1 protein-coding gene and 1 pseudogene are annotated in these 12,345 nt (G+C 68.6%); both read right to left on the bottom strand.

The features are described 5' to 3' along the window. Positions 1 to 3,779: pseudogene (locus tag ACH4S7_RS36425) on the bottom strand (type I polyketide synthase); the annotation flags it as partial. A 17-nt stretch (positions 3,780 to 3,796) separates the two neighbouring features. Then, complete coding sequence (locus tag ACH4S7_RS36420; protein ID WP_398525726.1) at positions 3,797 to 12,298, bottom strand: type I polyketide synthase; 8,502 nt, start codon at positions 12,296 to 12,298, stop codon at positions 3,797 to 3,799. Positions 12,299 to 12,345: the final 47 nt, after the last annotated feature.

Below are 12,345 nucleotides of genomic sequence, written 5' to 3'. Positions count from 1 at the left end.
GCCCCAACACCCCCACCCAACTCAGGAAGATCAAGCACCGCCCACTCACCCACATCCCGACCACTCACCCCAACCGGACCAGCAAACGGACCCCACTGAACGGTGTAGAGGTTGTCGACCACACCGCTGTCACCGGTACGCAACTGCTCGGAGGTGACCGGGCGCAGTACCAGCGAGTCGACCGTGAGCACGGGCTCCCCGGTGGCGTCCGCCGCGAGCAGGCTCACTGCCTCGTCACCGGCGGGACGCAGATGGACGCGTAGCAGGGACGCGCCACTCGCCTCCAGGGACACGCCTGACCACGAGAAAGGCAACCGTCCCTGTGCGGGCCGATCGGCGAAGTCGCCATGCGCGGCAAATGTGATCGCGTGCAGCGCGGCGTCGAGCAGCGCGGGATGGAGGCCGAACTCGGCGGCTGTGTCCTGCTCGCTCTCCGGCAGCTCCACCTCGGCGAACACCTCGTCGCCCCGGCGCCAGGCAGCCCGCAGCCCCCGGAACGCCGGACCGTAGGCAAACCCGCCTGCGTCGAGCTGTGCGTAAAAGTCCTCGACCTCAATCGAGGCCGCGTCGCGGGGCGGCCACACCGACAGATCGCTGTTCTGAGCATCCGTCTTGCTACTGGTCAAGGTGCCGGTTGCATGGTGGACCCAGGCGTCCTGGTCCTGCCAGTTGTCCTCAACACGGTGACGGGAGTAGATATCCACGGAGCGGTACCCGGACTCGTCGGCGCCGACCATCACCTGGACATCCACTGCCTCATCGCCGGTGAGCACCAGCGGGGCCTGGATAACCAGTTCTTCGACGCGGGCGCAGCCGACCTGGTCACCAGCGCGTACGGCCAGTTCCAGGAAGGCGGTGCCGGGCAGGAGTACGGAGCCGAGGACGGCATGGTCGGCCAGCCAGGCGTGTGTGCGGAGGGAAACGCGGCCGGTCAGCACGACCACATCACCCTCGGCCATCGACACGGCCGCGCCCAGCAGAGGGTGTCCGACCGCGCCCAGGCCCAACGATCCCGCGTCACCAGTCTGCCCACCGCCGGCGGGCAACCAGTAGTGATCCCGTTGGAAGGCGTAGGTAGGGAGGTCGACTCGGCGGGCGCTCATGCCTGTGAAGGCGGCCGTGTGCCAGTCGATGGGGAGGCCGGCGACGAAGAGTTGGGCGGCGGCGGTGAGGAAGGTCTCGTGTTCGTTCTCGTCGCGGCGCAGGGTGCCGATGGACAGGCCGTTCGCTTCGGCCTGGTCGAGGGTGTCCTGAACGCTCATCGCCAGGACGGGGTGAGGGGAGACCTCTACGAAGGCGGTGAGGCCGTCGGTGATCAGGGCCTGGACGGTCTCGTGGAAGCGGACGGTGCCCCGGATGTTGTCGAACCAGTACGAGGCGTCCATGACCGACGTGTCAATGACCTCCGCCGACACCGTGGAGTACAGCGGGACCCGGGAGCTGGTCGGGGTGATCCCGGACAGGATCTCCAGCAGCTCGTCATGGATGCGCTCCATATGGGCCGAGTGGGACGCGTAGTCCACCGGCACCCACTTCGTCCGCACACCCTGAGCAGTCAGTCCCTCCACCACGGGAGTGAGGGCAGACCGGTCCCCCGACAGGACCACGGACGACGGACCGTTGACAGCCGCCAGCGACACACCCTCCCCGGTCAACGCCTCAGCCTCAGCGGCAGGGAGCGCGACCGACACCATCGCACCGTCACCCGCCATCGCCCGCACGGCACGGCTCCGCAACGCCACAACCCGCGCCGCATCCTCCACCGACAACGCACCCGCCACACACGCAGCAGCAATCTCACCCTGCGAATGACCCACCACAGCAGCCGGAACAACACCCCACGACTCCCACACCGCCGCCAGCGACACCATCACCGCCCACAACACCGGCTGAACCACATCCACCCGCTCCAGACCAGGAGCCCCGGACCCACCCCGCACCACATCAATCAGCGACCACTCCACCAACGGATCCAACGCAGCCGCACACTCATCCAACCGCGCCCGGAAGACGGGAGACGACGCATACAACTCCCGCCCCATCCCCACCCACTGCGACCCCTGACCCGGAAAGACGAACACAGCCCGGTTCAGCGACACATCCCCAGACGACTGAACCAACCCCGGCCACGGCGATCCCTCAGCAGCCGCCGCCAGCCCATCCACCAACACCTGACGATCAGAACCCAGCACCACCAACCGGTCCCGATGCAACGACCGCGACGACAACAACGAGAAGCCGATATCGGTCACACTGTGCTGCGGGTGCTCCAGCACCCACTCCCGCAACCGCGCCGCCTGCGCCTGGACACCATCAACACCATGGCCCGACACCACCCACGCCACCGAGCCGGCAGGAGTCTCCTCCCGCGAAGCCGCAACCTCGATCTGGCTCTCAGGCGCCTGCTCAACAACGATGTGCGCGTTCGTACCGCTGATACCGAACGACGAAACCGCAGCCCGCCGCGGACGACCCACCTCAGGCCACGGCATGGCCTCCGTCAGCAACTCCACCGCGCCACTCGCCCAATCCACATGCGGCGACGGCTCATCCACATGCAACGTCGCCGGCAACACACCATGCCGCAGCGCCATCACCATCTTGATCACACCCGCCACACCCGCCGCGGCCTGCGTATGACCAATGTTCGACTTCAACGAACCCAACCGCAGCGGACGACCCTCCGGACGACCCTGACCGTAGGTCGCCAACAACGCCTGCGCCTCAATCGGGTCACCGAGATTCGTGCCCGTGCCGTGGGCCTCGACCGCGTCCACATCGGCGGTCGACAACCCTGCCGCCGACAGGGCCTGACGAATCACCCGCTCCTGCGACGGACCATTCGGCGCCGTCAGGCCGTTGCTGGCACCGTCCTGATTCACCGCACTGGAACGAACCACCGCAAGGATCGGGTGGCCCAGGCGCTCCGCGTCCGAGAGCCGCTCCACCACCAGTACACCGACGCCCTCGGCCCAGCCGGTACCGTCCGCAGCGGCGGCGAAGGACTTGCACCGGCCGTCCACCGCCAGACCCCGCTGACGGCTGAAATCCACAAATGTTCCCGGCGTCGCCATGACGGTGACACCACCGGCCAGCGCCATGGTGCAGTCGCCCTGGCGCAGGGCCTGACATGCCAAATGCAGGGCTACCAGGGACGATGAGCAGGCCGTGTCAATGGTCACTGCCGGGCCCTCGGCGCCGAGCACATAGGCGATTCGCCCGGACACGACACTGCCCGCGTTGCCCGTGCCGAGGAATGCCTCGACTCCATCGGGCACGGTCCGCAGTTGGGTCGAGTAGTCGTGGTACATGACACCGGTGAAGACACCGGTCGGGCTGCCCTTCAGGGAGAGGGGGTCGATTCCCGCGCTCTCGATCGCCTCCCAGGAGGTTTCCAGGAGGAGACGCTGCTGGGGGTCCATCGCCAGCGCCTCACGCGGCGAGATCCCGAAGAAGCCCGCATCGAACTCACCGGCGCGGTGCAGGAAGCCGCCCTCACGAGTGTACGAAGTGCCCTGGTGCTCCGGGTCGGGGTGGTAGAGACCGTCCACGTCCCAGCCGCGTTCCGTCGGGAACTCGGATATCCCGTCGCGTCCCTCGGCGACCAATTTCCACAGGTCCTCCGGCGACCTTACATCACCTGGATATTGGCAGGCCATTCCCACAATAGCCAGTGGCTCTTCAGCGGCGGCCGTGACGTCATTGAGCCGCTGACGCGTGTCGATCAGCTCGGAGGTCACTTCGTTGAGGAAATGCCGAAGTCGGTCTTCGTTGCTCATCCTGCGACTACTTCCCTCTACTCGGAGATGTTCAGCGACTTGTTAATGAAATTGAACATCTCATCGTCGCTCAGGTCCCGGATTTCGCTCTTGTCCATCCGTTCCGAGCCACGAGACTTGATCTCCGTCATCTTGTTGGCCAGACGTTCCAGTTGCGCGAGGACTTCACTGTCCATCTCTTCCTGCGGGTCCGAGGAAACCCTCAGTTGCAGGGCGCGGTCGAGACTTCGGTCGATCGATTCGAGGACGTCCATGAGCGGCGAGCGGTCGCTCGGTTGAAGTTGCCCGACAAGGTACTTCGCCAACTGTGCCGGGGTCGGTTGGTCGAAGACCAGACTGGCCGGCAACCGCAGACCGAGCGCCTTGTTAAGGCGATTGCGCAGCTCGATCGCGGTAAGCGAGTCGAAGCCTATATCAAGGAACCTCTTATCGCGAGGGATATCTTCGAGGCTGTTGTGAGCAAGCACAGTCGCGACGGTGGATCGCGTCAGATCGAGCACCGCTTGTTCCCTTTCGTCCTCGGAAAGCCCGGAGAGACGATCGGCAAATGCTTCGCCCGATTCACTGGCGCTACTGGTTGTACGACGCACTGGAAGCCTGATGATTTCACGCAACAACGGGTGCGGGGACGCGGCGTTGGCTTCGGTCTGCAAACGTTGGATATTCAACCGCATAGGCAGGAGGGTGCTTCGATCGGATTGCAGTGCCATGTCGAACAGCATCAGGCCCTGCTCCGTGGTGAGAGCGTCCCCGCCGCCCCTGCTGATCCGGTCCTGCTCACCCGCGCCCAGATGTCCTGCCATGCCCGTGGCCTGTGCCCACAACCCCCAGCCCAGGGAGACCGCTGTGAGTCCGAGTGCCTGTCGGTGGGCGGCCAGACCGTCCAGGAAGGCATTGGCGGCGGCATAGTTGGCCTGACCCGCGTTGCCGAACGTCCCGGAAGCCGAGGAGAAGAGGACGAACGCGGTCAGCGGTAGATGAGCCGTCAGTTCATGTAGATGCCAGGCGCCTTCGGCCTTCGGTGCGAGGACACGGGCCACCCGCTCCGGAGTCAACGAACCGATCACACCGTCGTCCAGTACGCCCGCCGCGTGCACCACCGCGGACAGCGGGTGGTCGTCGGGCACTCCTGCCAGCAGTGCGGCAACTGCCGCCCTGTCGGAGACGTCACATGCCGCGATCTCCACCGCAGCTCCCAGTGTCGCCAGCTCCGCTACCAGCGCGTCCGCCCCGCTGGCGGCCATGCCTTGACGGCTGGTCAGCAGCAGTCGTTCCACTCCCTTCGCGGCGAGATGACGGGCCAGCACCGCTCCGAGTCCACCCGTACCGCCGGTGATCAGGACGGTTCCCCGGCCAGTCAGCGGTTCCCCGACCGGCCGCTCCGTACCCACTCCGTACCCGGCCGGGACGGCGGTCCTGCGCACCCGGGGCAGACGGAGGGTATCGGCACGGACGGCGAGCTGCGGTTCGTCCGAGGCCACTGCCCGGGCCAGGACTCCGTCGCGTACGCCCGCGGGGTCGATGTCGACCAGGATGAACCTGTCCGGATTCTCCGACTGGGCGGTTCGGATCAGCCCCCAGACAGCGGCACCCGCCAGGTCGGTGATGTCCTCGCCCGCCTCAACGGCCACTGCGCCCTCGGTGACCACCACCAGGTGGGACTCCGCGTACTCCGGCAATGACAGCCACTCCTGCACCACCGCCAGCGTCTCGGAGACCACCTCGGTCGTGTCCTGCCCCGGGTCGGCCACTCGGCTCACGGGCAGCACCACGGCTCCGGGCTTCGCATCACTGGCGAAGGCGTCGGCGACGCCGTCACATACGTGGCCGGTCGACCCGTTGGCGAGTAGCCCGTCGAGCAGCGCCTGGGCCGAGTGCGCACCGAACCGCGTCAGTACGGCCCAATCCCCCGGCGCGCCGCCGGACCGCTCGGGGAGCGGTAGGGCCGTGGCCCAGTCGACCGCGAACAGATCGTCCTGACCGGCCTCCCGACCGGCCTGGATCTGCTCCGCCGACACCGGGCGCAGCGCCAGCGACTCAGCGGCGAACACCAGGTCACCGGCGGTGTCGATGGCGGTCAGTCCGATAGTGCCGTCCTGGTTGGGGCGGAGGCGTACGCGCAGTGTTCCGGCGCCCGTGGCGTAGAGGGAGGCTCCGCCCCAGGAGAAGGGAAGTTGCCCCTGCCCGGCTGTGCTCTCCAAGTCAGAGGTGCTTTCGGCGTCACTGCTGCCCGCGGCCAGACCGAGTGCGTGCAGCGCGGCGTCGAGCAGTGCGGGGTGCACTCCGAACTCGGCCGGGGTGATGCCGTCGCTCTGCGGGAGCGCGACCTCGGCGTAGAGATCGGTGCCGTCCCGCCAGGCGGCCCGCAGGCCCTGGAACACCGGGCCGTAGTCGAACCCGGACTCGCTTACGCGCTCGTAGTGGCCGCTCACCTCCATGGCGGTGGCGTCCTTCGGCGGCCAGGTCTCCAGCCCGGTCCGGTCGGGCGCGGTGGCCTCGGCGGCGAGGGAACCACTGGCGTGTTGGGTCCATTCCGTGCCGTACGAGCCCTGTTCGGTGGTGTGCGTACGGGAGTAGATGTCCACCGTGCGGAGGCCACTGTCGTCGGCGGCGCCCACCAGGACCTGAAGGTCCGCGCCGGCGCCTTCGGTGAGGATCAGCGGGGTGTGGAGCACCAGTTCTTCGACGCGTGCGCAGCCGACCTGGTCACCGGCGCGTACGGCCAGTTCCAGGAGGGCGGTGCCGGGCAGGAGTACGGAGCCGAGGACGGCGTGGTCGGCCAGCCAAGGGTGCGAGCCGAGCGAAACCCGTCCGGTGAGCACCGCGGTGTCACCGTCCGCGATCCCGACCGCCGCACCGAGCAGCGGGTGGTTCAGGGCGCCCAGGCCGAGGTCGGCCGGGTCGGCGCCGGGGCCGTCCGTGGCGTCGAGCCAGTAACGCTGGTGCTGGAAGGCGTAGGTCGGCAGGGCGACCGGGCGGGCTCCGTCGAGGAGTACGGTCCAGTCGACGGCCACGCCGTTGACATACAGCTCGGCCAGCGCGGTCAGTGCAGCTTCCGGCTCCTGGCGGCCGGATCGCAGCAGGGGGACGACCGTGGTGTCGCTGTCTTCGGCCAGGCTCGTGCGGGTCATGGCGCTGAGTACGCCGTCGGGGCCCAGCTCCAGGAAGGCGCTCACACTCTGCTCGGTGAGGTGGGTGATGGCCTGGTGGAACAGGACCGGGTTACGGACGTGGGCGGTCCAGTACGCGGGAGAGGTGGCCTGCTCCGCCGTGAGGGGTACGCCGGTGGAGTCGGAGATGACCGGGATCCGCGGCGGGTTCAGCGTGACCCGAGACAGGACCTGCTCGAAGGCAGCGAGCATCGGCTCCATCAGCACCGAGTGGAAGGCGTGGCTGACCGTGAGGCGCTTCACCTTCCGTCCCCGGGACCGCCACTCCTCCGCCACAGCGGTGACAGCGTCCTCGTCACCGGAGATGACAACCGCCTGCGGACCATTCACCGCGGCAATCGACACCAGACCGCTGAGCGATTCCAGGACCTCGTCCTCCGACGCCTGGAGGGAGACCATGGCTCCGCCCTTGGGCAGGGCCTGCATCAACCGACCCCGAGCCACCACGACCTCGGCCGCGTCCTCCAGCGACAGCACACCCGACACATGCGCCGCGGCCAGACCACCGATGGAGTGGCCCAGAAGGTAGTCCGGCGTCAACGACCACGACTCCACCAGCCGATACAGCGCAACCTCAATGGCAAACAGGGCTGCCTGAGTGAACGCCGTCTCGTCCAGCAGCGCCGCAGCCTCAGTGCCGGGCTCCGCGAACAACACCTCACGCAACGGACGCTCCAGAAGAACATCCATATGAGCGCAGACCTCGTCCAACGCCACAGCGAACACCGCAAAACTGTCCGCGAGTTCACGACCCATACCCAGCCGCTGCGCGCCCTGCCCCGTGAACAGGAACGCCACCCCACCACCAGCACCAGCGGACGAACCCACCACCACACCCGGCCCCGGCTCACCCTGAGCAGCCACCGCCAGACCGTCCAACAGCGCGTCCCGGTCCGAACCGAGAACAACCACCCGATCCTCAAAAGCCGACCGCGACATCACCAACGAATGACCAACATCGACCAAGCGCTCCTCAGGGTGCTCCAAAGCCCACTCATGCAACCGGGCCGCCTGCCCCCGGAGACCGGCGTCGCCGCGGCCGGAAAGGACCCACGGCACCACTCCAGCGGTCTCGGGCTCCGTCCCCCTGTCCTCCACTCCGCTCACTGCATCGGGGGCCTGCTCCAGGATGGTGTGGGCGTTGGTTCCGCTGATACCGAACGACGACACCGCAGCCCGACGCGGACGACCCACCTCAGGCCACGGCCGGGACTCCGTCAGCAGCTCCACCGCACCGCTCGCCCAGTCAACATGCGGGGTCGGCTCGTCCACGTGCAGCGTCGCCGGGAGGACGCCGTGCCGCAGCGCCATCACCATCTTGATCACACCCGCCACACCGGCTGCGGCCTGCGCGTGGCCGATGTTCGACTTCAGCGAACCCAGCCACAGCGGCTGTCCCTCCGGCCGTCCCTGCCCATACGTCGCCAGGAGAGCCTGCGCCTCGATCGGGTCCCCCAGGCTCGTCCCCGTACCGTGTGCCTCCACCACATCCACATCGGCGGTGGAGAGACCGGCCGACGCGAGCGCCTGACGGATCACCCGCTGCTGCGACGGACCATTCGGCGCCGTCAGGCCATTGCTCGCACCGTCCTGATTCACCGCGCTGGAACGAATCACCGCGAGGATCGGGTGGCCCAGTCGCTGCGCGTCAGACAGCCGCTCGACCAGCACCATACCGACGCCCTCGGCCCAGCCCGTACCATCCGCAGCCGCCGCGAACGACTTGCACCGGCCATCGGCCGCCAGACCCCGCTGACGGCTGAAGTCGACGAAGGTACTCGGTGTGGCCATGACGGTGACGCCGCCGGCGAGTGCCATCGAGCACTCGCCCTGACGCAGTGCCTGCGCCGCCCAGTGCAGGGCGACCAGCGACGACGAACACGCCGTGTCCACCGTCACCGCCGGACCCTCGGCACCGAGGACATACGCCACCCGGCCGGAGACCACGCTGCCCGCGTTACCCGTGCCCAGGTAGCCTTCGAGACCGTCCGGCACCGTACGCAACCGGGCCGAGTAGTCGTGGTACATCAGCCCGGTGAACACGCCCGTATCGGTGCCCTTGAGGGAGAGCGGGTCGATTCCGGCGTTCTCGACCGCTTCCCAGGAGGTCTCCAGGAGGAGCCTCTGCTGCGGGTCCATCGCCAGGGCCTCGCGCGGCGAGATCCCGAAGAAGCCCGCGTCGAACTCGCCTGCGTCGTGCAGGAAGCCGCCCTCGCTGGCATAGCTGGTACCGGGGTGGTCAGGGTCGGAGTGGAAGAGGTTGGCCAGGTCCCAGTCACGGTCAGCCGGAAAGGCGGAGACTCCGTCAGCGCCGTTGACGACCAGCTCCCAGAGATGCTCCGGTGAGGTGACCCCGCCGGGGAAACGGCAGGCCATTCCGATCACGGCCAGGGGCTCTTCACTGGTGGCGGCGGTTCGCTTCGCTATCGGCCGCGCGGTGTCCTGCCGTCCGAGGAGTCGGGAGAGCAGGAAGTCCGTCACGGCGTTCGGGGTCGGCGAGTCGAAGACCAGGGTGGCGGGCAGTCTCAGTCCGGTGGCCGTGTTGAGCCGGTTCCGCAACTCCACCGAGGTCAGGGAGTCGAATCCCAGCTCTCGGAAGGCACGCTCGGGCTGGATGTGTTCCGGCCTGGCGTGACCGAGGACGGTGGCGACCTGCCCCCGTACGGTTTCCAGCAGTAGTTGGCGCTGCTCAGTCTCGGCCAGTCCCGCCAGTCGGGCCGCCAGGGTGCCGGCGTTCTCCGATCCGGCGGTGGCGTGGCGTCGTACGGAGGCCGGGGCCAGGTCCCGCAGCAGATGCGGAACGGCGACCGAGCCCCGGAGCGCGCGTAGATTGAGCTTGATCGGCAGCATCCACGGCGTACCGGCACCGAGCGCCGTGTCGAGGAGTTCCAGACCCTGACGGGTGGTGAGTGCCGTGACCCCGCCACGGGCCATCCGGGCGCGGTCGGCGCCGCTCAGCCCGCCGGTCATACCACTGGGCTCGGCCCACAGGCCCCAGCCGAGCGATACGGCAGGCAGTCCACGGGCGCTACGGTGCCGGGCCAGCGCGTCAAGGAACGCGTTCGCGGCGGCGTAGTTCCCCTGGCCCGCGTTTCCGATCGTGCCGGAGGCGGAGGAGAAGAGCACGAACGCGGACAGTGGTGTCTCCGCCGTCAGCTCGTGCAGATGCCACGCGGCGTCCGCCTTGGCGGCGAAGACCTCGGCGACCTGCCCCGGTGTCAGGGACGGAATGGTCGCGTCGCTGACGACGCCGGCGGTGTGCACGACCGCGCACAGCGGATGCTCCGGGGGGATCCCGGCGAGGACGCCGGCCAGTGCCTCCCGGTCGGCGACGTCACAGGCGACGATCTCGACCGCGGCTCCGGCTGCGTTCAACCGTTCCACCAGCTCACCGGCGCCGGGGGCGTCCGGGCCACGGCGGCTGAGCAGCAGCAGTCTGCTGACTCCCTGGTCCGCCAGATGGGCGGCGACGGCCTGACCGAGGCTGCCCGTCCCTCCCGTCACCAGTACGGTGCCGGGGGTGGCGCTCCAGTCGTGACGCTCGCAGTCCTCACCGAGCTGTGCGCGGTGCAGGCGCGGCAGTCGGATCCGTCCGTCCCGGAGAGCGATCTGCGGCTCATCGGCGGCGACAGCTTCCAGCAGCGAACCTCCGTCAATGCCCCGTTCGTCACTGTCGACCAGCAGGAACCGGTCCGGGTTCTCGGACTGTGCCGTACGGAGCAGACCCCACACCGCCGCGGCTGCGAGGTCGGTAACGTCCTCACCGGGTTCAACCGCCACTGCTCCACGGGTGAGCACCAGCAGCCGGGAGGCCGACCATTCGGGGGAGGCCAGCCACTGCTGCACCACGGCCAGCGTGGTGGTGACGGCCGTCGCGGCTGTGCCGTTATCGGTGAAGGACAGGGGCAGGACCACGGTGTCGGGGGCGGGCCGGCTGTCCTGCGGGAGCGGACCCGTTTCGGAAGGTACGACGGGGATGCCTGCGAGTTCGGAGACCGTGACGCCCCGCAGTGTCAGGCCCGCTTCGACGTCCTCGGTGCCGGTGGTGAGGCCCGGGACGGTCAGGATGCCCCAGGTGGACTCACGCGGATCCGGAGCCGTCTCGCCCAGGACCCAGTCCAGGTTGAACAGCGCGTCGCGGTGCGCGCTCCGATCGGCACGGACATGCTCCGCGGTGACCGGGCGCAGCACCAGCGACTCCACCGACACGACCGGCGCGCCGACGGCGTCCGCCGCGAGCAGGCTCACCGAGTCGTCGTCGTTGCGGCGCAACCTGACCCGCAGGGCGGCGGCGCCTCCGGCGTGCAGTTCGATTCCGGTCCAGGAGAACGGCAGTCCGCCCTGAGGGGTGTCGGAATCGTCAGCCTGCTCGGGGACGGTGAGGCTGATGGCGTGTAGGGCGGCGTCGAGCAGTGCGGGGTGGATACCGAAGTCGGTGCCGCCGGCCGTGTCGTCGTCCTGTTCCGGCAGCCGGATCTCGGCGTACACCTCGTCACCGCTGCGCCAGGCCGCGTGCAGGCCCTGGAAGAGCGGGCCGTAGCCGAAGCCGAGCCGGTCGAGGCGGGGGTAGAAGTCGTCCAGCGGGATGGGTACGGCCTGCTGCGGCGGCCAGGTGGTGAGTGAGGTGTCGGGGGCGACGCTGCTCTCGCCTCGGCTCCCGGTGGTCAGTACCCCGCTGGCGTGGTGGGTCCAGGCATCGTGGTCCGGCCCGGCGTCACCGTCGGTGTGGGGGCGGGAGTAGATGTCGACGGATCGGGCGCTGTCCGGCTGGGGGGCTCCGACGAGTATCTGTACGTCCTGCGGTGCGGCGGTGTCGTCGTCGGCGAGGATCAGCGGGGCCTGGATGACCAGTTCTTCGACGCGTGCGCAGCCGACCTGGTCACCGGCGCGTACGGCCAGTTCCAGGAAGGCGGTGCCGGGCAGGAGTACGGAGCCGAGGACGGCGTGGTCGGCCAGCCAGGGGTGGTTACGCAGGGAGAGTTGGCCGGTCAACAGCACCAGATCACCCTCGGCCACGGTGACGCAGGCACTCAGCAGGGGGTGCTGGAGCGAGGCGAGTCCGTGCAGGGCTGCGTCTGCGCCGGGGGTGGTGTCCGTCTTCAGCCAGTAGTGGCCGTACTGGAAGGAGTAGGTCGGCAGCGCGACCCGGCGGGCGCCGGGGTCGGCGAGGACCGCGTTCCAGTCCAGGGTACGGCCAGTGACGAAGAGTCCGGCCACGGCGGTCAGCGCCGCCTCGGGCTCGTCGACACCCGAGCGGAGGAGCGGGGTGGCCTGTGCGGCGTCCGGGGCGCTGTGCTGGACCATGGCGCTGAGTACGCCGTCGGGGCCCAGTTCCAGGAAGCTGTTCACGCCTTGGCCGGTGAGGTGGGTGATGGCCTGGTGGAACAGGACCGGGT

This window comes from Streptomyces sp. NPDC020965 (genome assembly GCF_044333555.1).
Classification (GTDB): Bacteria; Actinomycetota; Actinomycetes; order Streptomycetales; family Streptomycetaceae; genus Streptomyces.
The sequence above is the reverse complement of the archived record's forward strand: the minus strand, read 5'-3'. Positions and strand labels throughout refer to the sequence as shown.